Source organism: Arthrobacter sp. ASL1, from assembly GCF_056680475.1.
The window spans coordinates 3,786,834-3,812,592 of sequence record NZ_CM155284.1; the positions used below are offsets into that span (position 1 = coordinate 3,786,834).

A 25,759-nucleotide genomic window follows, 5' to 3' on the forward strand; every position below is an offset into this window, starting at 1 on the left:
TCGTTAGCCTGGAAACGCCAGAAGCCGGGGCGGGGCCCGGTCGGCCGCCGCAGTGGACCCCGGCTATTCTCCGGTCGGCGAGTAGATCCCGGCCATCCATGACTCGACGTCCTCCGGCGTGCGCGGCAGCGCCGCGCTGAGGTTCTCACAGCCGTCGGCGGTCACCAAGACGTCGTCCTCGAGCCGGACGCCGATGCCGCGGTATTCCTCCGGCACGGCCAGGTCCTCCGACTTGAAGTACAGGCCCGGTTCGATGGTGAAGACCATCCCGGGTTCCAGTACGGCGTCGAGGTAGAGCTCCCGCTTGGCCTGCGCGCAGTCATGGACGTCCAAGCCCAGGTGGTGGCTGGTGCCGTGCGGCATCCAGCGGCGGTGGTGCTGGCCGTCCGCGGCGAGCGCCTCCTCCAGGGGGACCGGCAGCAGGCCCCAGTCGTCGAGGCGCTCGGCCAGGACCTTCAGTGCCGCCTCGTGGAGTTCACGGAATTTACGGCCCGGGCGGGCCACCTCGAAGGCGGCATCTGCGGCGTCCAGGACCGCCTGGTAGATCTTGCGCTGCACCTCCGAGTACCGCCCGTTCACCGGCAGGGTCCGGGTGATGTCCGCGGTGTAGAGCGAATCCGCCTCGACGCCGGCGTCGACGAGCAGCAGGTCGCCGGTGTTGACCTGGCCGGAATTGCGGATCCAGTGCAGCACCGTGGCGTTGTTGCCCGACGCGGCGATGGTGTCGTATCCGAGGTCATTGCCTTCCTCGCGGGCCCGGGCGAAGAACGCGCCCTCCACGACCCGCTCGCCGCGCTTGTGCTCGATGGCGCGTGGCAGCTCCTCCACGACGTCGTGGAAGCCGTTGACCGTTGCCTCGACGGCAGTGCGCATCTGCTCGATCTCCCAGTCGTCCTTGACCAGGCGCAGTTCGGACAGCGCCTCGGCCAGTTCGGCGTCGAGGTGGTCCGAGGCCTCCAGATCGACCCCCGTGTTGATGCGGGAGGTGTCCACCAGCGCGTCGCAGTTCATGTCGACGTCGCGCAGCAGGCGGATCCGCATGCCACCGAATTCCGTCGCGCCGGCAGCGCGGGTGATCGCATCCTCCAGCTCGGTGTCCATGTGCGCGGTGGGCAGCTGCAGCCGGGCCTCCAGATCCGTGAGTGTCGGCCGGGTCCCGATCCAGAATTCACCGGAGCGGGCATCGGAGTAGAACTCCTCGGAGTCCCGTCCGGCCATCGGCCGGAAATAGAGGGTGGCCCGGTGGTTGCCGCCGTCGTCGCCCGCACCTTCCTCCGTGGGTTCGAGGACCAGGACGGCATCCGGCTCATGGTCGACGCCGAGCCCGGTCATGTGGGCAAACCCCGAATGGGGGCGGAAACGGTAATCCGTGTCGTTTGAGCGGACCTTGAGCGGGCCGGCCGGGATGACCAGCCGTTCGCCGGGGAACCGGCCGGAGAGGGCACGACGGCGGCTGGCCGCGTAAGGTGCCACGGCATCCGGGCCGGGGGAGGTCGCCTGGGTGGAGGGGGCCCACTGTGAGCCCATGAAGTCCTTGAAGGCCTGAGAGGAGGGGCGCTGCGAACGGTTGTTCACACGCTCCTCGAGGGGTTGATCGCTACCGGGGGTGTTGTTCGCATCAGTCATCACCGTCCCATCGTCTCAAAGCCGGGGCGATCTACCAAGGCGCCGGTATGCTGGCGGGATGCTGATCGACCTGCATGCGCACTCGAACATTTCCGACGGTACCGAGACTCCGTCGCAGCTGGTGGCGGCCGCCGCGGCTGCCGGCTTGGATGTCGTCGCGTTGACGGACCACGACCAGACCTCCGGCTGGAAGGAAGCCGGTGCGGCGGCCCGCGGGCATGGCGTCGGGTTGGTTCCCGGCATGGAGATCTCCTGCAAGGCCGGGCAGGGCCTGAGCGTGCACCTGCTCAGCTACCTGCACGACCCCGCCGACGCCGACCTGCTGGAGGAGATCAACAAGGCCCGGGGGGCCCGGATCGACCGGGCGCGCCGCATGGTCGAACTCATCGCCGAGGACTATCCGATCACGTGGGACCTGGTGGGGGAGCAGTCCACCCCCGGCGCGACGCTGGGTCGGCCCCATATCGCCGATGCGCTGGTGGCTGCGGGGGTCGTCTCGGATCGCAGCGAGGCCTTTGCCACCGTGTTGACCTCGCATTCGAGGTACTACGTGGGCCATTATGCCGTCGACCCGGTACGGGCTGTCGAGCTGGTCCGAGCAGCCGGGGGCGTCCCGGTCTTCGCCCACCCAATGGCCGAGCTGCGCGGGAGGGTCGTGGCCCCCGCGGTTTTCGAGGACATGATCGAGGCGGGGCTGATGGGGCTGGAGATCGACCACCGGGACAACTCCCCGCAAGGGCGCACCTTCCTGCATCGGCTGGCCGAGCGGCACGACCTGATCGTCACCGGATCGAGTGACTACCATGGCGCGGGAAAACCGAACCGGCTGGGCGAGAACACCACGGATCCGGGCATGCTCCAGCGTATTCTGGCGGCGGGAACCGGCAGCGCCCCGGTGGGGCTCGCGCACATCTAGGAGACCGCGGAAGGTGCCACCAATGCGAGGGGCGTGGCCAGGTGGTGCTAGGATCAACCAATGTAGGGGGTTGCCTGAGGCAACTTGTCGAGCGTTGATCCGAGCGTCTTGTCGACCCCCAATCCCACAGCGGGCCGCGCGATGGCCCCTGCCGATGACGTGGCCAGGACCCGAGAGCCGGGTAGCCACGTGCACTGCGCCGAATGCGGACCAGCCGGTCCGATGCGCGTGCCGGACGGGATGCGCGCCCTGAATGCGTCCACACCGGACCAAGCCCGCTTCGCGGCGGCCAGGAAATGGAGCCCGAAGCTGACGGGCCGGCGCGCTGCGGCAAAGGGAGGCATCCGGTGGCCTGCCCCGTGAGTAGAGGAGCATCATGGCACCGAACGGTGTGGAGCTCCAGCAGTTGAGCGGATGGTTGGTCATCGCCCTGCTGGTGTTTTTTTATGGGGGTACGTTCATCATGACCCTCGGGATTGGCAAGAAGAAGGAAAACGCCGACGGCTACATGACGGCCGGCAACAAGATCGGCTTTGGCATTTCCGCGGCCAGCATGACGGCCACCTGGATCTGGGCATCCTCGATGTACGCCTCGGCGACCTCGGGTTACACCTACGGCATCTCCGGACCCATCCACTATGGGCTCTGGGGCGCACTGATGATCCTGTTCATCTATCCCTTCGGCAAGCGCATCCGCAAGGTCGCACCTCGTGCCCACACCCTCGCCGAGGTCATGTATGCCCGCCACGGTCGGGCTAGCCAACTGATGCTCGCCGGCTCCAATATCGTGGGCAGCCTCATCAGTGTGACCAGCAACTTCATCGCCGGTGGCGCGTTGATCGCGATGCTCTCGCCGTTCAGCTTCCAGCAGGGCATCCTCGCCGTCGCGGCGGGCACCCTGCTGTACTCCCTCTGGTCCGGCTTCCGTGCCTCGGTCATGACCGATTTCGCCCAGGTGCTGGCCATGCTCGGTGCCGTGGTGATCATCATCCCCGTGGTGTTCTTCGCCGCCGGCGGCCCGGACATGTTCGTCCGGGGGGCCAGCAACCTGACTCCGCAGCAGGGGAACTTCTTCTCCTCGGACGCCTTCATGAACCAGGGTGCCCCTTATATTGCCGCCGTACTGGCCTACGCCATCGGCAACCAGACCATCGCACAGCGCCTCTTCGCCGTGCGTGAGGACCTGATCAAGAAGACGTTCATCACCGCGACCGTCGGCTACGGTGCCACGATCATCGGCGTCGGTATGCTGGGCGTCATGGCCCTCTACGTGGGGGTCACCCCCACCGGTGGGAACGTGAACAACCTGATTCCGCAGATGGCCGCCACGTACCTCGGTCCGGTGCTGCTGTGCCTGTTCATGATCATGGTCATCGGTGCCTTGTCCTCCACGGCCGACGCCGATCTCTGTGCCCTGTCCTCGATCATGATGGCCGACATCTACGGGCAGAACGTCGCCAAGCGCGGCAAGGCCAACCCCAAGACGATGCTGTTGGTCGGCCGTCTCACGATGGTCGTGGCCACCGGCGCCGGGTTGTACTTCGCGAGCGGGCAGATGAACATCCTGGACCTGTTGGTCTTCGTCGGCGCACTGTGGGGCTGCCTCGTCTTCCCCGTGATCGCCAGCTTCTACTGGTCCAAGGTCACCAATACGGCGTTCGTCGCGGCTGTCATCACCGCCTTGGCAGTCTTCATTCCGGTGCGGTTCTCCTGGCTCCCCGTCGACGGGCTCTGGGGACTGGGCGTCGACGTCATGTCCATCGTGGGCATCGGTGTGGTCATCGGCCTGATGTCCTTCGGGTTCTTCGGCGGACGCGTGGCCCGCATCGCGGGCATCACCTCGGCCGTCGTGGCAGCGCCGTTTGCCTTCGGGCACCTGCACGACTACGCGGTGCTCAGCGGTTCGCTGGTCGCCTATGCGGTTTCCACCGTGGTCTGCTTCGCGCTCTCCGCCCGCTCGAAGATGGATTTCGACTTCTCGACCATCAAGGACACCGTCGGGGACTTTGATCCGATGGACACCGCCGTTCCCGACGCCGCTGCGACGCAGCGCTAACCCCGAAGGAGACGAATATGGAACCGATCTTCCTGACCCTGTACGTGTTGATGTGGCCGGTCATCGTAGCCGGCACGCTCTTCGTCATCACCCGCGCGTTCCTGCGTGACTGGCTCGAGGCCCGTCGCGAACACCGCACGATGGTCTAGCGGCCCGGCGACGGGAAAAGCCGTGTCCAACGCACTTTTCGGTGCGTCGGGCACGGCTTTTCCCGTTGGCGGACGACGGCAACGGACAGCTGGAAAACATCAGCTCTGGAGGAAGACGGTTCCCTCCGGCATCCGTGCGCGCATGGTCTCGATGGCCTGGGCGTTGGAATCCACGCAGACGAACCGGCGGCCCAGCTCCGCGGCGACGGCACCAGTGGTCCCAGAACCGGCGAAGAAATCCAGCACCCAGTCGCCGGGCCGGCTGCTGGCGGCAACGATCCGGCGCAGGATGCCCTTCGGCTTCTGCGTCGGGTAGCCGGTCTTTTCCTTGCCGGTGGGGGAGACGATGGTGTGCCACCAGACGTCGGTGGGAAGCTTCCCGCGGGCTGCCTTCTCTGCGGTGACCAGCCCCGGCGCCATATAGGGCTCCCGGTCGACCTCTTCGGAATTGAAATGGTAGGCGGCCGGGTTCTTGACGTAGACGAGGATGTTGTCGTGTTTCGCGGGCCACCGGCTCTTGGACCGGGCGCCGTAGTCGTAGGCCCAGATGATCTCGTTCAGGAAGCAATCGCGACCGAAGATCCCGTCGAGCATCACCTTGGCATAGTGCACTTCGCGGAAGTCCAGATGCAGGTACAAGGTACCGTCGTCGGCCAGCAGTCGCCAGGCCTCGAGCAGACGGGGCTCGAGGAAAGACCAGTAGTCATCGAAGTCGTCGTCGTAGCTGTGCAGGGTGCCGCGGATCGTGGAGTAGCTGGCACCCTTGAACCCCACCCGGTCCCCGGCGCCGTCGGCGGCCCGGACCATGGTGGTGCGCTGGCGTGCCTGCTTCCGGCCGGTGTTGAACGGCGGATCGATGTAGATGAGGCTGAATGCGCCGTCGGGTAGCGCCGGCAGGAACCCGGCGTTGTCCGCGTGCACGACGATATCCGGTCCGTCGGGGGACCACGATTCGACGTTCCCCACCGCGGACGGGACCCCGGACGACCCTCCGGGATCCCCTCCAGCTGCAGGCGTGGTTGCGCCCATCGGACCTACTCTGACTCGGGTCGATTGACGACTTCGCCGTGGTGGCGGCGCGTCCGTGAGCGGCGGCGGCGTGCCGGGCGGGCCGCCTCATCGCCAGCGTCGCCGGTCGCAGACTCTGCCGGCTGGCTCTTCGCTTCTCCGGTCGCTTCGCGATTGGGGCGGTCGGAACGACCATGGCCATGGCCACGACGTCCGCCGCCTTCGCTGCCGGACTCCGACCTCCGGCCCCGGCCCTCGCCGCGTCCGCCGCGGGACCCGGCGCCCCGACCGCCGTCGCGCTCGTTCGGCCGCTTGCCGGTTTCGCCCAGGTCCTCGAGCTTTTCGCCGGAGAGGCCCTGGAGCTTGCGCTGGTTGCGCGGCAGACGGCCCTTGGTACCGGCCGGGATGTCCAGGTCGGTGAAGAGGTGCGGGGAGGAGGAATAGGTTTCCACGGGGTCGGCCTGGTCAAGCCCGAGGGCCTTGTTGATCAGACCCCAGCGGGGCACGTCGGACCAGTCCACGAAAGTGATCGCGGTGCCCTTCTTCCCCGCACGGCCGGTGCGCCCGATGCGGTGCAGGTAGGTCTTCTCGTCCTCGGGGCACTGCAGGTTGATCACGTGGGTGACATCTTCGACGTCGATGCCACGGGCGGCGACCTCGGTCGCCACCAACACGTCGACCTTGTTATTGCGGAAGGCACGCAGTGCCTGCTCCCGGGCCCCCTGACCGAGGTCTCCGTGGATCGCACCGGCGGCGAAACCGCGGTCGATCAGCTCCTCGGACAACTTGGCGGCCGAGCGCTTGGTCTTGGTGAAGATGATCGTGCGTCCGCGGCCTTCGGCCTGCAGGATCCGTGCGACGACCTCGTCCTTGTCGAGCTGATGTGCCCGGTAGACGACCTGGCGGATGTCCTTCTTGGTGATGCCCTCGTCCTCGGGGTCCGCGGCACGGATGTGGGTGGGGCGTGACATGTACCGCCGGGCCATCGAGACGACGGCTCCGGGCATGGTGGCCGAGAAGAGCATGGTCTGGTGGACCGCCGGGATTGCGGCCAAGAGGGTTTCCACGTCCGGCAGGAAGCCCAGGTCCAGCATCTCGTCGGCCTCGTCGAGCACGACGATGCGGATGTTCTTCAGGTTCAGGTGCTTCTGCTTGTGCAGGTCGATCAGGCGGCCCGGGGTGCCGACGACGATTTCCACCCCGGCGGCGAGCTGTTCGATTTGCGGTTCGTAGGCCCGGCCGCCGTAAATGGTGGCGATGCGCGCATTGCGCTTGGTTGCCGCCTTCTGGATGTCGGCGGATACCTGGTTGGCCAGTTCCCGGGTGGGGGCGACGATCAGGGCCTGTGGGGCCCCCGGGGTCGGCAGCTTGTCATAGTCGGCGTCGTCGGGGCCGATGACCCGCTGCAGGGCAGGGATGCCGAAACCGAAGGTCTTTCCGGTACCGGTCTTGGCCTGGCCGATGATGTCATGCCCACCCAGGGCGACGGGCAACGTCATGGCCTGGATCGGGAACGGGTGGACAATGCCGGCGTCGGCGAGCGACTCGACGATGTCGGCGCGGACCCCGAAATCGGCGAAGGTCTGCTCGGGGATCTCGTGCGGTGCGTCCTCGGTGGCCAGGGTCCCATCGACCTCGAGCTGTTCGGTGCCGGTGTCGTCGGTGAGTTGCTGCTCAGTATTCAATGAAATCTCATTCGTTTAGGCGCCGGGGCACGGTGTGCTCAACGTCCCCCGAGTCCGGGAGCGGAGTCCACCGCTGCAGCGGCACGTCCAGCGGAGCCGATCGTGGGCTAACGAGCGCGAATGATCGCGCAAAAGGTGCAGGTTCGCTGGGAATTCCTGCCAAGTAAATGCGTCTGGTACGACCGGGCATCCTTGTCTACCCACCCAGTCTAGCCCCCCGGGTGCTGCCCGCCGGGTCGACGGCGCGTCGCCGCGCGGCGTGGACTAGGGTGGAAGAAGACCACGGGAGCCCGCAAACGGGCTGAGAGGGCGCTGCCGCACCGCATGCGGCACGGCGCCGACCGACACACCTGATCCGGATCATGCCGGCGGAGGGAAGGTAACCGACCATGCATTGTGCAGTCCTGGGTGCCGGGATCATCGGATTGTCCGTCGGGTGGGAGTTGGCCCGCTCCGGCCACCAGGTCACCATCGTCGACCCGGAACCCGCTGGCGGGGCCACCCACGCCGCCGCCGGGATGCTTGCCGCAGTCACCGAATTCCACCATCAGGAACAAGACCTGTTGCGGCTGTCGGTGCCCTCCGCCACAGCCTGGCCCGGATGGGCCCGCAACCTGGAGGAGGCGAGCGGCAGGGACACCGGATTCACATTGGCCGGGACCCTTCTCGTTGCCGCCGATGCGGCCGACCGGGAAGCCCTGTCGGACCTGGCCACCGCCCAACGTGCCGCCGGGCTGGACATCGGTGAGCTCGGAACGGCCGCTGCCCGTGCCGCCGAGCCCCTCCTGTCTCCCCGGCTGGCCGGCGCCTTCACCGCCCCCGGTGAGGCGCAAGCCGACCCACGCCGCACCGCCGTCGCCCTGATGTCCGCGGTGGAGGCCGAGCCGCGGGCGCGGCTGCTGCGGCAGCCGGCGACTGCCGTCGTGCCCGGCAGCCACGGACCGGTGGTTCATCTCGGCGGGGGTTCGGATGCGGGGCAGTTGGAGGCCGACGAAGTGGTTTTTGCGACCGGGATCGGCCGCCCGGGGTACGGGGCTGTTCGGCAGGACATCGCGGGGCTGCCCGAGGGTCTGCGGCTGCCCGTCCGCCCCATCCACGGGGACGTGTTGCGCCTGCGTGCAACCGCCACGTCGCCACGGCCCACGGGGGCCACGGTGCGTGCCCTCGTCTCCGGCCACGGAGTCTACATCGTGCCGCGCCCCGGCGGGGAGATCGTCGTGGGCTCCACCGAACGCGAAGACCTGCAGGACGGGGTCAGCGTAGAAGGAGTCCACCGCCTGCTGCGTGACGCGTTGCGTGTCATGCCGGCACTGGGACACTGCGAACTGGACGGGACCACGGCCCGGGCACGTCCCGGAACCCCCGACAACCTGCCCCTGCTGGGACGGATCTCATCGGGGCTGATCGCCGCCACCGGATTCCACCGCCACGGCGTCCTGCTCAGCGTCGCGGCGGCGGCGGCGGTATCGGCACTGGTCGGTCCGTCCCCGGGCACCCCGTCCCGCCACCCGCCCCCGGCGCTACTGGACCCCCTGGCCCTGTCGCCCTTCGACCCCTGGAGATTCTCATGACCGACAACGACCGCCCGCTGGTCCTCAACGGATCCGCGCAACCACATGCCGCATTGAATGTGCTGCAACTCGTCCGCCGTGAGACCGGGGCGGCCAGCGGCCCGAATGACCAGTCGACGACCGCTTGCGGGGTTGCGGTGGCCATCAATGGCGAGGTCATCCCGCGTTCGGCCTGGGCCGTCACCGACCTGGTGCCCGGGGACCGTGTCGAGCTCCTGTCGGCGGTGCAGGGTGGCTGAGCCGGTGGACCACGACGACCTGGTCATCGACGGGGTCCGACTGGGCTCGCGGTTGATCACCGGGACCGGCGGCGCCCCGGGACGCGCCGTCCTGGAGCGGGCGTTGCGGGCCTCCGGCACGGAAGTCACGACGGTATCGATGCGCCGCCACGCGCCGGTACCGGGCCGGGAGTCGATCTTCAGCCTGCTGCAGCGCCTGGGCATCAGGCTCCTGCCCAACACCGCCGGTTGCCACACGGCACACGAGGCCGTCCTGACCGCGCGACTGGCCCGGGAGGCTGTGGAGACGGACTGGGTGAAACTCGAAGTCATCGCCGATGACGAGTCGCTGCTGCCCGACATCCCGGAACTGCTCGCCGCCACCGAGACGCTGGTATCCGACGGTTTCAAGGTCTTTGCCTACACCAACGATGACCCCGTGGCCGCCCGGCGGCTGGAGGACCTCGGCTGCACTGCGGTCATGCCCCTGGGGGCGCCGATCGGCACCGGGCAGGGAATCCTGAACCCCCACAACATCGAGTACATCGCCGCACGGCTTGCAGTTCCCGTCGTGCTCGATGCCGGGATCGGGACGGCCTCCGATGCGGCCCTGGCCATGGAGCTCGGCTGCGATGCGGTGCTGTTGGCCACCGCCGTGACCCGCGCCGCGGATCCTGCGGTGATGGCCGGGGCCTTCCGGCACGCGGTCCTTGCCGGGCACCTCGCCCGCCGCGGCGGGAGGATACCGCGTCGTCCGATGGCCGTCGCCTCGTCGACGCTCGAGGGACGGGCGGACTTCACGCTGGCCTGAAATCACCGCCCCGGGCGACGCTCCGGCACATCGTCCGGACCGGTCGCCGGGATCAGGGGATCCTGAACAGCACCGTGCGCTTGTCGATGTCAGCCTCGATGAGCTCCGCCCGGACGCGCTCTCCGGCCTTGGCGGTTCCTTCGAATCGTGCGTTGACGGCAGGATCGAGCAGTTGCAACCGACCTCCCGGGGTGTTCCCGTTCTCCCGGGCCGTGGCGATCTGCCCCGGGCTGGTCCCATTGAGGGTCACCGCCTCAAACATCTCGCCAATCCGGTCGACCAGCAGGGCGGCCTCCACGGTGTCGATGGCCGCCCGTTCGACGTTTCCGGCGACCTGGTTGGAGGCCTGCATCAAATCCGGAAGCAACGGCAACGCCTGGCGGATGTCGTCGGGAACGGGGGCACCGCGCACCAGGTGTTCGCAGACGACCAGGACGAAGCGGTCCACCAGGCGCCGCAAGGGAGCCGTGGTGTGGGCATAGGGGGCGGCGATGGCGGCCTGGGTTCGTTCCTGGGGGAGTTCGCCGTCGAAGGCCGTGTAACCGGCCCCGCGGAAGAGCGACGTTGCGGCGTGCATGATGGCCAGTTGCCGCGGCTGGCCAACGTCCAGGGACCTGAGGAATTCGCCGTAGGCGACGTCTTTTTCCCACGGGGTCCTCAGTGAGGCCGCCTCCTGGCGGAAGGCGGTGGAACTGTGCTCATCCGGGGACGGCATCGTGCGCAGGATCCCGATCCTGCCCTCGAGCATGATCCGTGCCGCCTCCATGCCGGTCATCAAGGAGATCTGGGCATTCCAGTCCTCGACCGGCAGAGGAGCACGTGCCTCCAGCTGGTACACGCCGGCGTCGTCCACTTCGACTTCCTGCTCGGGGATGCGCAAGCTGGCGCCCCCGCGTCCGCGCTCGGCCTCGATGCGCTTGATGCCCACTTCCTTGAGCAATGCCAACGAGCCGGGAGCCATGCCCTCGTCAATGGCAGTTTGCACGCCCGCATAGTCGAGCTTTTCCCGACTGGAAACCACCGCCCGCACCAGTTCCGTGCGGCGGACCGTGGCCGCCGCGTCCAGGTGGAACGTCCAGACATAGGCGCTCCGTCGTTGGCCGGGCAGCAGGGACCCGGCGCCCTCGCTGATGACCTCGGGATGCAGGGGAATGCGGCGCCCCGGCAGGTAGAGGGTCTGGCCGCGTCGCCGGGTCTCGGCATCCAGCGGACCGCCGTGGGCAACGAACGCCGGGACATCGGCGATGGCATAACGGACCGTGTATCCGTCCCCGTCACGGTCCAGGTGTAAGGCCTGGTCCAAGTCGGTCGAGCTTGGCGGGTCGATGGTGACGAATTCGACGTCGGTCAGGTCGGTGTCGGGAAAGACGAGCTGTTCGGCGGCTGCCCGTGCCTCCGCCAAAGCATCCTCGGGATAATGGGCAGGCAGCTCGAGGGTTTCGGCCAGCCCCTCCAGTGCGGCCGAGAGCCGGGACTGGCGGGCGCTGGTCTTCACGTCGATGAGTTTGTGCACCACAAGGGCCAGCCTAACCACATCGGTGCATGAAATCAGCGTCAGCCGGTGCTGAAGTGCCAGCGGAGTAGGCTGGATTCCATGACCGAGCTGCCGCCGCCGATCCTTGACGAAGCGACCCGAACCCGCGCCGAGCTGGCTCTTTATGGGCTGATGGCCTACCGGGAGCTGACCGCCTTCGAACGGCTGTCCTCGGACGCGCGCTTCTCGCCCACGCTGGCCGATCGGGAGTCCTTGGCCCGGCTGTCCGTCCATGAATTCGGACACTACGAGCGGGTGGTTGCGGCCATCGCCGCCCGGGGCCACGACCCGGAGACCGCCATGGAGCCGTTCATGGCGTCCATCGATGCCTTGCACGAGCGGACCCGTCCGGGGGACTGGTTCGAGTCCCTCATGAAAGCCCACGTCATTGATTCCGTCTCGGGCGATTTCTATGTGGCCATCGCCCGGGCCCTGGCTCCCGAAGCGCGGGCGCTGGTCCAGGGGGTGCAGGCACTGGACGAACAAAACAAGTGGCTCCACGACCGGCTCCGTGCCGCACTGGACGAGGACCCCCGGTTGGCATCCCGGTTGGCCCTATGGGGGCGCCGGCTGTTGGGCGAGGCGCTGACACAGGCCCGCAGGATCAACGAACGCGACCTGCGCTGGGACGAGTTGTTCGCCGCGTCGGGTGAGGAGGGTGACGAACGTCTGGCCCGGTTGTTCGGCACGTTGGTCGAGAACCACTCGCGACGCATGGCCGCCCTGGGGTTGACGGCCTGAGCCGGCGGAACAAGCATGGGGAGGGGGCCGAAAGGAGAGTTCCATGACCGATCCATCCAATGACGCGGCAGCGTCCCCGGGCCCGGCCGTCTTGACGGGAACCCAAATCACCGAGGAGCTCGCCCAACTGCCGGACTGGCGATACCGCATGGGCGCACTGGTGACGGCGTTTGCTTTCGACACGTCCGCAGCAGCCATTGGCTTCATCGCGGCCGTGGGGGCGACCGCCGAGGAGCAGAACCACCATCCCGATCTTGAATGGCGCTACAACACCGTGTTCCTGGCGGTGTCGTCCCATGATGCCGGGGGAGCGGTCACGGCGAAGGACACCCGGTATGCCGCAGCCGTCTCCGCGGCCGCGGTGCGCACCGGCGGACGCGCCGAGCCGCACCGGCATACCACCGTGGATCTGGGCCTCGACACGGACGATCCCACGCGGATCGCCGAGTTCTGGACCCGGGCCCTGGGCTACCGGTTGGCAGACAACGGCGACGTCGTTGACCCCGAGGGACGGAACCCGACCATCTGGTTCCAGGTCACCGATACACCGTCGGACAACCGGTTCCACCTGGACCGCAACGTTCCGCTGAGTGCCCTGGACGCCGAGCGTGAGCGCATCCGCCCCGCAGGGGGCGAAGGCGACGGGACACGGCACCCCTCCTTCCGCGTGTATGCCGACCCGGACGGAAACCGGGTGTGCCTGTGCACTGAGGTCGGGCACATGCCCGTCGACTGACGCGCTGGGCGGACGTCGCGGCGCTGCCGGTTCCACCTATGCGAACGGCCGGCCCCGACGTGCACGTCGGGACCGGCCGCAATGGTGCGGGAGTGGCTACACGCCGGCGGCGAAGCCTACGCGGCGCTGTTCCTCGGCACCGACTTCCACATATCCGATGACACCGGCAGGAATGATGATCTGGCGGCCCTTTGAATCGGTGAGGACCAGGTCCGTGGACCCGCTGATGGCATCGCGGACGGTCTTGCTGACCTGCTCCGCGGTCTCGGCGGATTCGATGACAACCTCGCGGGCAACATTCTGGATTCCGATGCGCACGTCCATGGTGGCTCCTCTATCAGTCGGTGGGCGCCGGTTGGCGGCGCCGGTCTACGTCAGTCAACAATCTACGTCAGGCTTCCTTGGGGAACCGACCGATTCCGCGCCAAGCTAAACGGGAGACCAGCTCGCTGGCCTCTTCGAGGTCGACCTCTCCCTCCAGCTCAAGCCAGTAGCGCGCCGAGACCTGGGCCATGCCGGACATGGCACGTCCGAGCAGTACCGCCTGGGCGCGGCTCAAACCGGTGTCCTCGGAGATGACACCGGCGATGGCGTCGGCGAACCGTGCATTGAACGCCTCGAGCCGCGAGCCTACGGCCGCATCGTGCATCAGATCCGATTCGAAGACCAGCCGGTGGGCCTGGCTGTCGCTGGCGATGAAGCCGAAGAACTCGCGGATGGTCGCCTGGACCCTCAGCTTGTTATCGGAGGTCGACGCGATGGCCCCGAGCAGCCGGTGTGTCAGGTCCTCCAGATGCTCGTCCAGCAAGGCCAGGTAGAGTTCGCGCTTGCCCGGGAAGTGCTGGTAGAGCACCGGCTTGCTGACCATCGCCACGTCGGCGATCTCGTCCATGGCCGCGCCGTGGTAGCCATGGGCGACGAACACCTGGTGGGCTGCCTTGAGCAGCTGCCGCCGGCGCTGGTCCCGCGGCATCCGCGGTGTCCGCTGCGAATGTTCTGTGCTGCTCTCCACTGCCTGCCTCTCCGCCGGGACACCGTCGTCGTGCCGGACCCTGCCCATTCTACCCATGGGTATTCCGCGCGCGGGACTAAACTGGGCCCATGCAGGAAGCGACAGCTCAACGACCCGGCCCCCTCGTCGAGCCGGGGGCGGAATTGGGCCCCGACGAACTCAAGCGCTATTCGCGGCACATCATCATCCCGGAGGTGGGGATGGTGGGCCAGCGGAGGCTGAAGAACGCGCGGGTACTGGTGATCGGCGCCGGCGGGCTCGGCTCTCCCGCGCTGCTCTACCTGGCAGCCGCCGGCGTGGGCACGATCGGCATCGTCGAGGACGACACGGTGGAGGTCTCGAACCTGCAACGCCAGGTCATCCACGGGATGTCCAACCTGGGCCAGGGGAAAGGCGAGTCCGCACGGCAGTCCATCGCCGAGATCAACCCGTTCACCGACGTCGTCCTCCATACCGAGCACCTGGGGAGCGCGAACGCGCTGGGGATCTTTTCCGGCTACGACCTCATCCTGGACGGGACGGACAACTTCGCGACCCGGTATCTGGTCAACGATGCGGCGGCGATCCTGGGCAAGCCCTATGTCTGGGGTTCGATCCTGCGGTTCGACGGACAAGTCAGCGTGTTCTGGAACGGCCACGGGCCCACCTACCGGGACCTGTACCCCGAGGCGCCGCCTGCCGGGACCGTCCCGTCGTGCGCGGAAGGCGGGGTGTTCGGGGTGCTGTGCGCCCAGATCGGCTCCGTGATGGCGGCCGAGGCGATCAAGCTGGTCACCGGCATCGGCGAGACGCTGCTGGGCAGGGTGCTCATCCTCGATGCGCTGGCCATGACCTGGCGCGAGATCCGACTGCGCCCGGATCCGGAAACCGTGCAGCCGGTCGAACTGCTCCAGGACTATCCGGCCTTCTGCGGGGTGCCCCCGGCCGCGGAACGCGAACTGCCGGCGATCGACCCGTTGGGCTTGCGGGAGCTGCTGGCCGAGCGGGCGGCGGGGCGTAGGGATTTCATGCTGGTCGACGTGCGCGAGGCGGGGGAGGCGGAGATCGTGGCCATCGACGGCGCTGAACTGGCGCCCCGCGGCCAGGTGCTCGGTGGGGACATCGAACTGCCGCGCGACCGCGAACTGGTGTTGCATTGCAAATCGGGTGGCAGGTCGGGAGAGGTGCTCGGGTACCTGCTGGACCATGGATACGGCAACGTCAGGCATCTGGAGGGCGGAATTGCCGCGTGGGTCGACCAGGTGGAACCCTCCAAGTCGATGTACTAGGGCGCCGCGCGGGGCCGGTCAGGCCTCGTGGCGGATGGGGCACGCCGTCTGCGCGTCGACGTCCTGCGGGGAGGTGCCCGCTGCCGTGGCGGCCGGGGCGCCGGCGATGGTGGCGGCCGGTACGTCCAGCTCGATGCCGAAGAGTGTGGCGAGGGCGTCCTCGACGTCTCCCTGGCGTCCATCGGCGGCCAGCTCGCGTGCCCGCACGGTGGGGACATGCAGTAGCTGGCGCATCATCCGGCGCATGGCGAACTCGACTTCTTCGGCGGCCGCGGTGCACCCGTGCTGGGCCCTGACCTTGCCCACCTCGGTTTCCAGCACGTGCTGGGTGTGCTTGCGCAGGGCCACGATGGCCGCGTCCGCGGAGCGCTGCCGCTGGGCGCCGGCGAATTTTTCGGCCGCGTCCCCGACGATGGCGCTGGCCTGGGACAGCGCCTCGGACTGTTCGGCCGGTGCCGCCATGCGCACGGACTCCAGGGTGATCAGGTCCACGCCCTCGAGCGTGGCCACATCTGGGTCGACGTCATGGGTCAGGGCCAGGTCGATGGCGACCAGCGGGCGTCCGCCGCGGTTCAGGGACTCCAGCTCGGCGGCGTCGATGCGCACGCCGCCACCGCTGCAGCCGATGAGCACATCGGCCTCGCGCAGCACCAGGGCCAGGGAATCGTCGTCCACCGCGGTTCCGCCGCGGGAGGCGACGAATGCGTCGGCGCGCCCGGAGGCCGAGTACACGAAGATGTTGGTGGCGCCGCGTTCCTTCAGCCGGGCCATGGTGGCGCCGGCGTAGGCGCCCGTACCGAAGACGACGACGTTGCGTCCGGCCCACGAGCTGGTGCCGGAAATGTCCTCGGACAGGTCCAGGGCGACCGAAACGATCGAGAGTCCGCGTCCACCGAGTGCCGTCCGAGTCCCGACATCCTTGGCGGTGCGTGAAGCGGTCTGGAAAAGCCGGACCAGTGCACCGGATGCAGTGCCGGTGGCCTGGGCGTCGATGAGCGCGCGGCGGACCTGGCCGGCGATCTCGCGTTCGCCGATCACTGCCGAGTCGAGGCCGGCGCCGACGGCGAAGAGGTGGGAGACGGCGTCGTGCTCCGTCTTGGATTCCAGCGCCTGGGAGACCTGGTCCTCGGGTAGCCCGGATGCCGCGGAGATCTGCTCGATCACTGCCTGGCGGGCCGCGGGGACCGCTGCCTCGTTCGGGGCCTCGCAGTAGACCTCGTACCGGTTGCAGGTGGACAGGACCACGGCGCCGGAGACGGGCGTGGTGCCATCGAGCACGGCGGAAGCGACCCCGTCGGCGCCGGCGCTGAGCCGGGCCACCGTCTCGAGGTCGATATCAGAATGGGAGGCGACGAGTGCTAGGAAGACCACAATGTCCCCATCATAACTTCCCGAGGTCGTTTACGGCAGCGAGGCAGACCTAAGCTGTCCTCCAATTACCCCCGGAATGGCAGGTGGAAACGGCCTTTCGACGAATTGTAGAACGTGTTGTTGGCCACGAATCGCCGCCGTGCCCACCAAGGATTAACGGTTGGCGACGCGGACTTGGCAGAATCGGGTCATGACCTTGAGCGCTAGCCACCCGTTGATGGATGGCCGTACCTCCACATCCGACCTGATCACCGCGTACCGCGGCGGTACCCCGAGCCGACGGCCCGTGTGGTTCATGCGCCAGGCCGGCAGGTCGCTGCCCGAATACCGGAAGCTGCGCGAGGGCACCAACATGCTCGAATCGTGCCTGCGCCCGGACCTGGCCTCCGAGATCACCCTGCAGCCGGTGCGCCGCCACGGCGTGGACGCCGCGATCTTCTTCTCCGACATCGTCATCCCGCTGAAACTGGCAGGGGTGGACGTGGACATCGTCCCCGGTGTCGGACCCGTGTTGGGCGCACCGGTGCGTACCGCCGCGGACGTCGCCCGGCTGCCGCAGTTGACGGATGCCGCGCTGGATCCCATCCGGGAGGCCGTTGCGCTCACCGTCGACGAACTGGGCAGCACCCCGCTGATCGGCTTTGCCGGGGCCCCCTTCACGGTCGCGGCATACATGGTCGAGGGCAAACCCTCCCGCGACCACCTGGGCCCGCGCCGGATGATGCACACCGACCCGGACACCTGGCGGGCGCTGGCCGACTGGGCGGCCGAGGCGTCGGGCGCGTTCCTGCGGGCCCAGCTCGAGGCCGGAGCCAGCGCAGGACAGCTGTTCGACTCGTGGGCCGGGAGCCTGTCGCTGGCCGACTACCAGCGGTTCGTGGCGCCGGCCTCCACCAGCACGTTGTCCAGCGTGAAGGACCTGGTTGTGCCGCTGGTGCACTTCGGGACGGGAACCGGCGAGCTGCTGCCGGCCATGCGCGACGCCGGTGCCGACGTGGTCGGCGTCGACTACCGGTTGCCGCTGGCCGAAGCCAACCGCCGGCTGGGTGGCAGCTCGGTGCTGCAGGGCAACATCGACCCCGCCCTGCTGGCCGCCCCGTGGGAGGTCCTGGAGGAGCATGTCCGCGCCGTTCTGGCCTCGGGCGACGAGGCGCCGGGCCACGTCGTGAACCTGGGGCACGGGGTCCCCCCGGACACCGATCCCCAGGTCCTGACCCGGCTGGTCGAACTGGTCCACTCCGTGCCCCCGGCGGCCCGCTGAACCGACTTCGCACCGGGCTCACAGGGCACGCGACGATAATGGACGGGACAGGCACCCCACGGCACCGCGGAAAGGACGCACCGATGACGCAGGCAGAACAGGCAAGCGGCTCCTCCCCGGATACCGCGGCGCCCCGGGCCATCGTCGTCGGCGGGGGGATCGCCGGACTGGTGGCCGCCCGTGAGTTGTCGCTGACCGGGCACCGTGTCGACGTCTTCGAGGCCTCCCCGCGCTTCGGCGGCTGCGTCGGTTCGCACGAGGTTGCCGGCCTGGTCCTGGACGCCGGTGCCGAGTCCTTTGCCCTGCGCAACACCGCGGTCGCCGATCTGGCCGCCGAGCTCGGCTTGGCCGACGCGATCACCAGCCCGCACGCCGGAGCCTCCTGGCTCTACCACGCACCGGCGGCAACGGGAAAGCGCCAGGCCGCCCGCGCCCAGAAGATGCCCGCCACCGCCATCCTCGGCATCCCCGCCGACCCGCGCGCCGACGACGTCAAGGCGGTGATCGGCACGGCCGGCTCGGTCCGTGCCGCCGCGGACCTGGCCATGCCGGTGACCCGTCGGCAGGCCACCGAACCCATCAGCCTGGGCGAACTCGTCCAGGCCCGCATGGGCCAGGCCGTCCTCGATCACCTGGTCACCCCGATCGTCGCCGGGGTCCACTCCGCCGACCCGTCCACCCTCGACGCCGACACCGTCGCACCGGGGCTGCGGGCCGCCATGGCCAAACACCATTCGCTGGCCCGCGGCGTCGCCTCGCTGAAGGCCTCCGCCCCGGCCGGAAGCGCCGTCGGGGGCCTCACCGGGGGAATGTACCGGCTCGTCACGGCACTGGTGGCCGAACTGGCAGGAGCCGGTGTCGGCCTGCACCCCGGCTCCCGGGTCGCCGGCATCGCCGCAGTCTCCGGGTCCGACGGCGGGTGGCGGGTCGACATCGACGGGCTGGAAGCCAGCGAGCAGGCCGAGCGGCTGGTCATCGCCACCCCCGGCCCGGTCGCCGTTGACCTGCTCTCCGAACTGCTGCCCGACGCCGCGGCGTTGCGTCCGGCCACCGGCCACGGGATCGCCCTGGCCACCCTGGTGGTGGACCAGCCCGAACTCGACGAGGCCCCGCGCGGCACCGGCCTGCTGGTCGCCCCCGGCACGGCCGGCGTCACCGCCAAGGCGCTGACCCATGGCACCGCGAAATGGGAATGGCTCGCCGACGAAGCGGGCCCCGGAACCCATGTGCTGCGCCTGTCCTACGGGCGGCTCTCCGACGCCCCCGACGCGGTTCCAGCCGACGACGGGGTCCTGTTCGACGTGGCGATCGCCGATGCCTCCGCCCTGCTGGGCACGGCATTGAGCGAGGTCGACGTCGTCGGCTGGGACGTGGTGCGCTACGACGCCGCACTGCCCTTCGCCACCACCGGCCACCGCGACCGGGTCGCCGCCTTCCGCACCGCCGTCGCCGAACATCCCGGACTCGAGGTCGTCGGCGCCTGGCTGGCGGGAACCGGATTGGCCTCCGTCATCGCCGACACCCGCGCCCGCACCGCCATCACCGCCAGTTGACGCGGTGCCCCAGACCCCACGAAATATCCAGCAGCAGAAAGTAGAGGCCACACCGTGAGCCAAGCACCTTCCACCCCCGAGACCAGCACGTCTGACGCCGCGGAGGAAGAGCTCTTCTATACCCTGTGGACCGTGTTCAAGCGCGACTCCGACCTGGACCGCAGCGAAGGCGTGCAGGCCTTCGATGCCCTGGTCGCGGAGCTGGCCACCGGCGGCGTCGTGCTGCGCGGCACCTACGACGTCTCCGCCATGCGCCACGATGCCGACATCATGGTCTGGCTGCACGGCCCGAAGCCCGATGACCTGCAGGACGCCGTGCGCAAGATCCGCCGCACCTACCTCTTCGCCGAGACCTCGATGGTCTTCTCCGCGATGGGCGTGCACCGCGACGCCGAATTCACCAAGAACCACTCGCCGTCGTTCGCGCTGGGCAAGTCCCCCGAGCAGTGGCTGTGCGTCTACCCGTTCGTGCGCTCCTACGAGTGGTACCTGCTCGACGGCGCCGAACGCGGCAAGATGCTGCGCGACCACGGCCTGCTCGGACGCGACTTCCCGCAGGTCCAGGCCAACACCGTTGCCTCCTTCGCACTGGGCGACTGGGAATGGATCCTCGGCCTGGAGGCCCCGAACCTGATCGACCTAGTGGACCTCATGCGCCACCTGCGCTACACCGAGGCCCGCAACCACGTGCGCGAGGAGATCCCGTTCTACACCGGCAAGCGCATCGACTCCGCGCAGGTCGCCGAGGTGCTCCGGTGACCAGCCCCAGCCTCGACTTCGACCCGCGCGAGGGCTACGACGCCTCCGGGCGCATGGCCCCCAAGCCATACGACGCCATCCTGCTGGCCTCCTTCGGCGGGCCCGAGGGCCAGGACGACGTGATCCCGTTCCTGCGCAACGTCACCCGCGGGCGCGGCATCCCGGACGAGCGCCTCGAGGAGGTCGCCACCCACTACCGCGCCAACGGCGGGATCAGCCCCATCAACGCGCAGAACCGCGCCCTGAAGGCCTCCCTGGAGGCCGAGCTCGCCGACCGCGGCATCGACCTCCCGGTCTACTGGGGCAACCGCAACTGGGACCCGTACATCCCGCAGACCCTGCAGGAGATGTACGACGGCGGACACCGCCGGGTGCTGATGATCTCCACCAGCGCCTACTCCTCCTACTCCAGCTGCCGGCAGTACCGCGAGGACCTCGGCACCGCCCTGCGCGCAACCGGCCTGGAGGGCAAGCTGGAGGTCGACAAGGTCCGCCAGTACTTCGACCACCCCGGCTTCGTGGACCCCTTCGCCGAGGGCGTCACCGCCGGCCTGGCCGACGTACGCGCCCAGCTTGCCGCCGCCGGAACGCCCGAGGCACCCGTGCGGATCGTCTTCGTCACCCACTCCATCCCCACCTCCGACGCCCAGGCCGCCGGCCCGCGCGACCTCGCCGCGTCCCTGGACACCGACGTGTACTCGGCCCAGCACCTGGCCGTCGGCCGGGCCATCCTGGCGCAGGTCCCCGAGGCCGCCGGACTGGAACACTCACTGGTCTTCCAATCCCGTTCCGGCGCCCCGCACGTTCCCTGGCTGGAGCCGGACATCAACGACGCCCTGGCCGAATACCACCGGCAGGGCACCGGAGGCGTCGTCGTCGTGCCGATCGGCTTCGTCTCCGACCACATGGAGGTCCTCTGGGACCTGGACACCGAGGCCAAGGACACCTGCGCCGAGCTCGGGCTGGCCTTCCACCGGGTACCCACGCCGGGAACGCACACGAAGTTCGTGCGTGGCATCGTGGACCTGCTCTCCGAACGGCTCGCCGGTCCCGACGGATCCGCCCTGCTGGAGGGGCGCGCGTCCGAGGTGGAACTCGGCCCGTGGTTCGACGTCTGCCGGCCCAACTGCTGCTCCAAGGTGATGCGCGACGGCACCGTCAAGCCCACCATCGCCGCGGTCGACTCGGAGGTCGGGGTGCCCGCACCATGAGCACCCTGGAGGAGGGCACGACGACGGCCACCGGCTTCCGGGTGGGCACGCGCGGTTCCGCGCTGGCCATGACCCAGACGATGACCGTTGCCGACGCGCTGGCGTCCACCAGCGGTGCCGGCTACGAACTGGTCCGGGTCAAGACCGAGGGCGACGTCACCAGCGGTCCGCTGTCGCAGCTCGGCGGCACCGGGGTATTCGCCGCAGCACTGCGCCTATCGCTGCTCGACGGCGGCTGCGACGTGGCCGTCCACTCGCTCAAGGACCTGCCCACCACCCAACCCGAGGGCCTGGTCATCGCCGCCACCCCGGTGCGCGTCGACGTCCGCGATGCCCTGTGCGCGCGTGACGGCCTGCGCCTGGACCAGCTGCCGGATGGATCGAAGGTCGGCACCGGGTCCCCGCGCCGCGGCGCCCAGCTGAAGGCAGCCCGCCCGGACCTGCAGATCGTGGACATCCGCGGTAACGTCGGCACCCGGCTGGGCCGGGTCGCAGGCACCGCGCGCCCGGAGGACGACGGCGGCGTGGGCCGCGGTGTCCACGGTGACCTTGACGCCGTCGTCCTGGCCGCCGCCGGACTCGAACGCCTCGGGCTGGCCGGACACATCACCGAATACCTCGATCCGGAGATCATGCTGCCCGCCCCCGGGCAGGGGTCCCTGGCGGTGGAGGTACGCGCCGACGGCACCGGCAACGCCGCGGTGGATGCCGCCCTGCAGGCGCTCGACGACGAACCGACCCGCCTGGCGATCACCGCCGAACGCGCGCTGCTCGGACGCCTCGAGGCCGGCTGCGCGGCGCCCATCGGAGCCCTCGCCCGACAGGTCGGCGACTCGCTGGTGCTGACCAGCGTCGTCTGTGCCCCGGACGGCAGCAGCACGCTGCGCCGTGACGCCACCGCACGCACCCCCGGCATCGACGGGGCGCGCGAACTGGGTATCCGGTTGGCCGAGGAACTACTCGACGCCGGTGCCGCGGAGCTGGCGGGACTCTAGGTGCCCGAACACCCAACCCTGGCCGGCCGGACCGCGCTGCTGTTGCGCAGCGCGGACCGCGCCGCGCCCACCATCGCCGAACTCGCGTCCCGCGGCGCGGCGACCGTGTTGTGCCCGCTGATCGACTTCGAGCTCCCCGAGGACACCACAGTGCTCGACGACGGGGTGCAACGCCTGGCCGATGGCGGATTCGACTGGCTGGTGATCACCTCGCGCACCACCCTTCGGTCCCTCTGGCGGCGGGCCACGGCGCTGGGCCTGGTGTCCGACGCTGACGCGCGCTTGCCGGTGGCCCCCGGCACGCGGGTCGCCGTGGTGGGGGAGGCCACCGCCGCAGCGGCCATGGCGGCGGGACTGCCGGTCGACGTCGTCCCGGTCCATGACCATTCGGCCCGCGGCATGCTGGCCGAATGGCCACCGGTGCTGCGCCCCACCGGCGGAACCACGGTGTTCATGCCGCAGACGGACATCGCCTCGCCCACCCTGGCCGACGGATTGCGGGCCTGGGGCGCCGACCCCGTGGTCGCCACCGCCTATCGCACCGTCGACGCCCCGGCCGCCCCGGAGCGTGCCCTGGCCGGCCCGCAGACCGACACGCCGGAACCCGATCTGGTTCCCGCGGAGCTGGAAGCAGCCCACGGGACACCACCGGGGATCGACGTCGTGCTGTTCACTTCCCCGAGCATCGTGCGCCGCTACCTGGCCCTGGCCGGATCACCACCACCGGGCCTCATGGCGATCGCCATCGGGGACCCGACCGCCACCGAACTACGCGGGAACGGATGGGAACCGACCGCCACCGCATCGACCCCCACCCCGGCAGGCCTTGCCGACGCCTGGGAACGGGCCCTGCACGGGGACGTACCAGCCGGCGGCTGAGCGCCCCACCCACCACCAAACCCATTCCCGATTGCCCCTTGCGGCAGAAAGTCGAAGGCCACGATGTCTTTCCCCACCCACCGGCCCCGCCGGCTGCGCACCACGGCTGCCATGCGGCGCCTGGTCGCCGAAGTCGACCTCGCCCCCCGCCATCTGATCCTGCCCGCTTTCATCCGCGAGGGCCTCACCGAGCCCCGGCCGATCGACTCCATGCCCGGCGTCGTCCAGCACACCACCGACTCGCTCAAGCGGGCCGCCGCCGAGGCCGTGGAACTCGGCCTCGGGGGCCTGATGCTCTTCGGCGTCCCCGCCACCCGTGATGCCACCGGCAGCGCCGGACTGGACCCGGCGGGCGTGCTCAACCAGGCGATTGCCGACGTGCGCGCGGAGGTAGGCGACGACCTCATCATCATGTCGGACCTCTGCCTGGACGAGTTCACCGACCACGGCCACTGCGGCGTGCTCGATGCAGACGGCCGCGTGGACAACGACGCGACCCTGGAGATCTACGGCAGAATGGGCGTCGAGCAGGCCCGCGCCGGAGCCCACCTGGTCGCCCCCTCGGGGATGATGGACGGCCAGGTCGCCGTCATCCGCCAGGCCCTGGACGCCGCCGGATTCGAGGACATCCCCGTGCTGGCCTACGCCGCCAAATACGCCTCGGCGTTCTATGGCCCCTTCCGCGAGGCCGTGGACTCGCAGCTCTCCGGTGACCGCCGCACGTACCAGATGGACGCCTCCAACCGCCGCGAGGCGATCCACGAGGTCGAACTCGACCTGGAGGAAGGCGCCGACTTCATCATGGTCAAGCCGGCCATGAGCTACCTGGACATCCTGGCCGACGTCGCCGCGATGTCTCCGGTTCCCGTCTCCGCCTACCAGATCTCCGGCGAATACGCGATGATCGAGGCCGCGGCCGGCAACGGCTGGATCGACCGCCGCGCCGCCATCAGCGAATCGGTGCTCTCCATCCGCCGCGCCGGCGCCGACACCGTCTTGACCTACTGGGCCGCCGAACTCGCCGGCTGGCTGAAGGAAGGAAAGTAACCATGCCCACCTCGCAGGAACTCTTCGACATCGCACGCGCCCTGATGCCCGGGGGAGTGAACTCGCCGGTCCGCGCCTTCGGCTCCGTCGGCGGCGTCCCCCCGTTCATCGTCGGCGCCGACGGCGCCCACCTCACCGACGCCGACGGAAACGACTACGTCGACCTCGTCTGCTCCTGGGGCCCGGCACTGCTCGGACACAAACACCCCGCAGTCCAGGAGGCCGTGCACGCCGCCGTGGACCGCGGCCTGTCCTTCGGCGCGTCGACGCCCGACGAAGCCGGCCTGGCCCAGCTCGTCACCGGCCGGGTCCCCGCCGTCGAACGGATGCGGATGGTCTCCACCGGCACCGAGGCGACCATGACCGCCGTCCGGCTGGCCCGCGGCTACACCGGCCGCGACCTCATCGTGAAGTTCGCCGGCTGCTACCACGGCCACCTCGACGGGCTCCTCGCCGCCGCCGGATCCGGACTCGCCACGCTGGCGTTGCCCGGGTCCGCCGGGGTCACCGCTGCCACCGCCGCAGAGACGCTCGTGCTGCCATACAACGACGTCGCCGCCGTCGAGGCGGCCTTCGCCGAACACGGGCCCCGCATCGCCGCAGTCATCACCGAGGCGGCCCCGGCGAACATGGGCGTCGTCACCCCCGCGGACGGCTTCAACGCCGCCCTGTCGCGCATCACGTCGGAGCACCGGTCGCTGCTGATCCTCGACGAGGTCCTCACCGGCTTCCGCACCGGCCCCGCCGGGTATTGGGGGTTGACCGGCGTCCACGAGGGCTGGACGCCGGACCTGTTCACCTTCGGCAAGGTCATCGGCGGCGGGCTGCCCACCGCCGCCCTGGGCGGACGCGCCGAGGTGATGGACCACCTGGCCCCGCTGGGCCCGGTCTACCAGGCGGGCACCCTCTCCGGGAACCCCGTCGCCATGGCCGCGGGGATCGCCACGCTCACGCACGCCACGGCAGAGGTCTATGCCCACATCGACGCCCGCAGCGCCGAGCTGCAGGCCGCGGTGCGACGGGCCTTCGAGGCCGCCGGGGTGGACCATTCCATCCAAACCGCGGGGAACCTCTTCTCCGTGGCCTTTGGCACGTCGGCGAATGGGGTCCACGACTACGCCCAGGCCCAGGGCCAGGAGGCGTTCCGTTACGCACCGTTCTTCCACTCGATGCTGGAGTCCGGCGTCTACCTCCCGCCCAGCGTGTTCGAGGCCTGGTTCCTCTCCGCGGCGCACGACGACGCCGCCATGGAACGGATCACCGGTGCCCTGCCCGCCGCAGCGCGCGCCGCGGCTGCCGCGGCGCCCAGCACCTAGGCCGAAGTTACGTGGGCTGATCACTCTGGTTCCCAA

24 protein-coding genes are annotated in these 25,759 nt (G+C 69.3%); 17 read left to right on the forward strand and 7 right to left on the reverse strand.

Going from position 1 to position 25,759, the window contains the following annotated elements; genetic code table 11:
- Positions 1-63 precede the first annotated feature (63 nt).
- Positions 64-1,626 (reverse strand): aminopeptidase P family protein, encoded by a 1,563-nt coding sequence (locus tag AC1MEQ_RS17940; RefSeq protein ID WP_479792677.1) that lies wholly within the window; start codon positions 1,624-1,626, stop codon positions 64-66.
- A 58-nt stretch (positions 1,627-1,684) separates the two neighbouring features.
- Here AC1MEQ_RS17940 and AC1MEQ_RS17945 point away from each other — a divergent pair, with 58 nt between their 5' ends.
- The 3 genes from AC1MEQ_RS17945 to AC1MEQ_RS17955 all read left to right on the forward strand — a co-directional run bounded on the left by AC1MEQ_RS17945 (position 1,685) and on the right by AC1MEQ_RS17955 (position 4,747).
- A complete protein-coding gene (locus AC1MEQ_RS17945; RefSeq protein ID WP_479792678.1) occupies positions 1,685-2,542 on the forward strand; it encodes a PHP domain-containing protein in 858 nt (285 codons plus the stop codon).
- Positions 2,543-2,918: 376 nt separating this feature from the next.
- Positions 2,919-4,598: a sodium:solute symporter family protein gene (locus AC1MEQ_RS17950; RefSeq protein WP_479792679.1), complete on the forward strand. Its 1,680-nt coding sequence runs from the start codon at positions 2,919-2,921 to the stop codon at positions 4,596-4,598.
- Positions 4,599-4,615: 17 nt separating this feature from the next.
- Positions 4,616-4,747: a putative transporter small subunit gene (locus AC1MEQ_RS17955; protein ID WP_479792680.1), complete on the forward strand. Its 132-nt coding sequence runs from the start codon at positions 4,616-4,618 to the stop codon at positions 4,745-4,747.
- Positions 4,748-4,846: 99 nt separating this feature from the next.
- Here AC1MEQ_RS17955 and AC1MEQ_RS17960 read toward each other — a convergent pair whose 3' ends face one another.
- Positions 4,847-5,776: a DNA-methyltransferase gene (locus AC1MEQ_RS17960; RefSeq protein ID WP_479792681.1), complete on the reverse strand. Its 930-nt coding sequence runs from the start codon at positions 5,774-5,776 to the stop codon at positions 4,847-4,849.
- A 5-nt stretch (positions 5,777-5,781) separates the two neighbouring features.
- Positions 5,782-7,440, reverse strand: coding sequence for a DEAD/DEAH box helicase (locus tag AC1MEQ_RS17965; RefSeq protein ID WP_479792682.1), 1,659 nt, complete (start codon positions 7,438-7,440; stop codon positions 5,782-5,784).
- Between the two features lie 389 nt (positions 7,441-7,829).
- Between AC1MEQ_RS17965 and thiO the strand changes: the two genes are divergently transcribed.
- From thiO to AC1MEQ_RS17980, 3 genes are read left to right on the forward strand one after another with little or no spacing between them, the layout of a single operon-like run.
- Positions 7,830-9,011, forward strand: a complete 1,182-nt coding sequence (gene thiO, locus AC1MEQ_RS17970) for a glycine oxidase ThiO (RefSeq protein WP_479792683.1) — start codon at positions 7,830-7,832, stop codon at positions 9,009-9,011.
- Positions 9,008-9,250 carry a sulfur carrier protein ThiS gene (gene thiS, locus AC1MEQ_RS17975; protein ID WP_479792684.1) on the forward strand — a complete coding sequence of 81 codons (243 nt, stop codon included), beginning with the start codon at positions 9,008-9,010 and terminating at the stop codon, positions 9,248-9,250. Before thiO ends, thiS begins: the two co-directional genes overlap by 4 nt.
- A 4-nt stretch (positions 9,251-9,254) precedes the next feature.
- The gene (locus AC1MEQ_RS17980) at positions 9,255-10,040 is read left to right on the forward strand and encodes a thiazole synthase (protein WP_479792685.1); all 786 of its coding nucleotides are present in this window, start codon (positions 9,255-9,257) and stop codon (positions 10,038-10,040) included.
- 52 nt (positions 10,041-10,092) lie between these two features.
- On the opposite strand, the gene AC1MEQ_RS17985 is transcribed toward AC1MEQ_RS17980, so the two are convergent.
- Positions 10,093-11,556: an RNB domain-containing ribonuclease gene (locus AC1MEQ_RS17985; RefSeq protein WP_479792686.1), complete on the reverse strand. Its 1,464-nt coding sequence runs from the start codon at positions 11,554-11,556 to the stop codon at positions 10,093-10,095.
- A 78-nt stretch (positions 11,557-11,634) separates the two neighbouring features.
- Here AC1MEQ_RS17985 and AC1MEQ_RS17990 point away from each other — a divergent pair, with 78 nt between their 5' ends.
- A complete protein-coding gene (locus tag AC1MEQ_RS17990; RefSeq protein WP_479792687.1) occupies positions 11,635-12,315 on the forward strand; it encodes a ferritin-like fold-containing protein in 681 nt (226 codons plus the stop codon).
- A 43-nt stretch (positions 12,316-12,358) separates the two neighbouring features.
- Positions 12,359-13,051 carry a 4a-hydroxytetrahydrobiopterin dehydratase gene (locus tag AC1MEQ_RS17995; RefSeq protein ID WP_479792688.1) on the forward strand — a complete coding sequence of 231 codons (693 nt, stop codon included), beginning with the start codon at positions 12,359-12,361 and terminating at the stop codon, positions 13,049-13,051.
- Between the two features lie 96 nt (positions 13,052-13,147).
- Here AC1MEQ_RS17995 and AC1MEQ_RS18000 read toward each other — a convergent pair whose 3' ends face one another.
- Positions 13,148-13,375: a DUF3107 domain-containing protein gene (locus tag AC1MEQ_RS18000; protein ID WP_479792689.1), complete on the reverse strand. Its 228-nt coding sequence runs from the start codon at positions 13,373-13,375 to the stop codon at positions 13,148-13,150.
- 67 nt (positions 13,376-13,442) lie between these two features.
- Positions 13,443-14,111, reverse strand: a complete 669-nt coding sequence (locus tag AC1MEQ_RS18005) for a TetR/AcrR family transcriptional regulator (RefSeq protein ID WP_479796176.1) — start codon at positions 14,109-14,111, stop codon at positions 13,443-13,445.
- Between the two features lie 41 nt (positions 14,112-14,152).
- Between AC1MEQ_RS18005 and moeB the strand changes: the two genes are divergently transcribed.
- Entirely contained in the window at positions 14,153-15,331 is a 1,179-nt protein-coding gene (moeB, locus tag AC1MEQ_RS18010; protein WP_479792690.1) for a molybdopterin-synthase adenylyltransferase MoeB, read from the forward strand.
- A gap of 18 nt (positions 15,332-15,349) precedes the next feature.
- Here the strand turns inward: moeB and AC1MEQ_RS18015 are convergent, their stop codons facing one another.
- The gene (locus AC1MEQ_RS18015) at positions 15,350-16,702 is read right to left on the reverse strand and encodes a glutamyl-tRNA reductase (protein ID WP_479792691.1); all 1,353 of its coding nucleotides are present in this window, start codon (positions 16,700-16,702) and stop codon (positions 15,350-15,352) included.
- Between the two features lie 190 nt (positions 16,703-16,892).
- Between AC1MEQ_RS18015 and hemE the strand changes: the two genes are divergently transcribed.
- From hemE to hemL, 8 genes are all read left to right on the forward strand, one after another.
- Positions 16,893-17,963, forward strand: a complete 1,071-nt coding sequence (gene hemE, locus AC1MEQ_RS18020; RefSeq protein ID WP_479792692.1) for a uroporphyrinogen decarboxylase — start codon at positions 16,893-16,895, stop codon at positions 17,961-17,963.
- A gap of 83 nt (positions 17,964-18,046) precedes the next feature.
- Positions 18,047-19,516 (forward strand): protoporphyrinogen oxidase, encoded by a 1,470-nt coding sequence (gene hemG / locus AC1MEQ_RS18025; protein WP_479792693.1) that lies wholly within the window; start codon positions 18,047-18,049, stop codon positions 19,514-19,516.
- 54 nt (positions 19,517-19,570) lie between these two features.
- A complete protein-coding gene (hemQ, locus tag AC1MEQ_RS18030; RefSeq protein ID WP_479792694.1) occupies positions 19,571-20,275 on the forward strand; it encodes a hydrogen peroxide-dependent heme synthase in 705 nt (234 codons plus the stop codon).
- 53 nt (positions 20,276-20,328) lie between these two features.
- Positions 20,329-21,486 (forward strand): ferrochelatase, encoded by a 1,158-nt coding sequence (locus tag AC1MEQ_RS18035; protein WP_479796177.1) that lies wholly within the window; start codon positions 20,329-20,331, stop codon positions 21,484-21,486.
- Entirely contained in the window at positions 21,483-22,481 is a 999-nt protein-coding gene (gene hemC / locus AC1MEQ_RS18040; RefSeq protein WP_479792695.1) for a hydroxymethylbilane synthase, read from the forward strand. The genes AC1MEQ_RS18035 and hemC overlap by 4 nt, the downstream gene beginning before the upstream one ends.
- On the forward strand, positions 22,482-23,360 hold the full coding sequence (locus AC1MEQ_RS18045) for a uroporphyrinogen-III synthase (RefSeq protein ID WP_479792696.1): 879 nt from the start codon (positions 22,482-22,484) through the stop codon (positions 23,358-23,360).
- Between the two features lie 63 nt (positions 23,361-23,423).
- Positions 23,424-24,407, forward strand: coding sequence for a porphobilinogen synthase (gene hemB, locus AC1MEQ_RS18050; protein ID WP_479792697.1), 984 nt, complete (start codon positions 23,424-23,426; stop codon positions 24,405-24,407).
- Between the two features lie 2 nt (positions 24,408-24,409).
- Positions 24,410-25,723, forward strand: a complete 1,314-nt coding sequence (hemL, locus tag AC1MEQ_RS18055; RefSeq protein WP_479792698.1) for a glutamate-1-semialdehyde 2,1-aminomutase — start codon at positions 24,410-24,412, stop codon at positions 25,721-25,723.
- Positions 25,724-25,759 lie beyond the last annotated feature (36 nt).

What these genes read in the sequence shown, in the direction of transcription:
- AC1MEQ_RS17940 (WP_479792677.1), bottom strand. Translation starts at nt 1,626, where the DNA reads ATGACTGATGCGAACAACACCCCCGGTAGCGATCAACCCCTCGAGGAG.
- AC1MEQ_RS17945 (WP_479792678.1), top strand. Translation starts at nt 1,685, where the DNA reads ATGCTGATCGACCTGCATGCGCACTCGAACATTTCCGACGGTACCGAG.
- AC1MEQ_RS17950 (WP_479792679.1), top strand. Translation starts at nt 2,919, where the DNA reads ATGGCACCGAACGGTGTGGAGCTCCAGCAGTTGAGCGGATGGTTGGTC.
- AC1MEQ_RS17955 (WP_479792680.1), top strand. Translation starts at nt 4,616, where the DNA reads ATGGAACCGATCTTCCTGACCCTGTACGTGTTGATGTGGCCGGTCATC.
- AC1MEQ_RS17960 (WP_479792681.1), bottom strand. Translation starts at nt 5,776, where the DNA reads ATGGGCGCAACCACGCCTGCAGCTGGAGGGGATCCCGGAGGGTCGTCC.
- thiO (WP_479792683.1), top strand. Translation starts at nt 7,830, where the DNA reads ATGCATTGTGCAGTCCTGGGTGCCGGGATCATCGGATTGTCCGTCGGG.
- thiS (WP_479792684.1), top strand. Translation starts at nt 9,008, where the DNA reads ATGACCGACAACGACCGCCCGCTGGTCCTCAACGGATCCGCGCAACCA.
- AC1MEQ_RS17990 (WP_479792687.1), top strand. Translation starts at nt 11,635, where the DNA reads ATGACCGAGCTGCCGCCGCCGATCCTTGACGAAGCGACCCGAACCCGC.
- AC1MEQ_RS17995 (WP_479792688.1), top strand. Translation starts at nt 12,359, where the DNA reads ATGACCGATCCATCCAATGACGCGGCAGCGTCCCCGGGCCCGGCCGTC.
- AC1MEQ_RS18000 (WP_479792689.1), bottom strand. Translation starts at nt 13,375, where the DNA reads ATGGACGTGCGCATCGGAATCCAGAATGTTGCCCGCGAGGTTGTCATC.
- AC1MEQ_RS18005 (WP_479796176.1), bottom strand. Translation starts at nt 14,111, where the DNA reads ATGGGCAGGGTCCGGCACGACGACGGTGTCCCGGCGGAGAGGCAGGCA.
- moeB (WP_479792690.1), top strand. Translation starts at nt 14,153, where the DNA reads ATGCAGGAAGCGACAGCTCAACGACCCGGCCCCCTCGTCGAGCCGGGG.
- hemE (WP_479792692.1), top strand. Translation starts at nt 16,893, where the DNA reads ATGACCTTGAGCGCTAGCCACCCGTTGATGGATGGCCGTACCTCCACA.
- hemG (WP_479792693.1), top strand. Translation starts at nt 18,047, where the DNA reads ATGACGCAGGCAGAACAGGCAAGCGGCTCCTCCCCGGATACCGCGGCG.
- AC1MEQ_RS18035 (WP_479796177.1), top strand. Translation starts at nt 20,329, where the DNA reads ATGGCCCCCAAGCCATACGACGCCATCCTGCTGGCCTCCTTCGGCGGG.
- hemC (WP_479792695.1), top strand. Translation starts at nt 21,483, where the DNA reads ATGAGCACCCTGGAGGAGGGCACGACGACGGCCACCGGCTTCCGGGTG.
- hemB (WP_479792697.1), top strand. Translation starts at nt 23,424, where the DNA reads ATGTCTTTCCCCACCCACCGGCCCCGCCGGCTGCGCACCACGGCTGCC.
- hemL (WP_479792698.1), top strand. Translation starts at nt 24,410, where the DNA reads ATGCCCACCTCGCAGGAACTCTTCGACATCGCACGCGCCCTGATGCCC.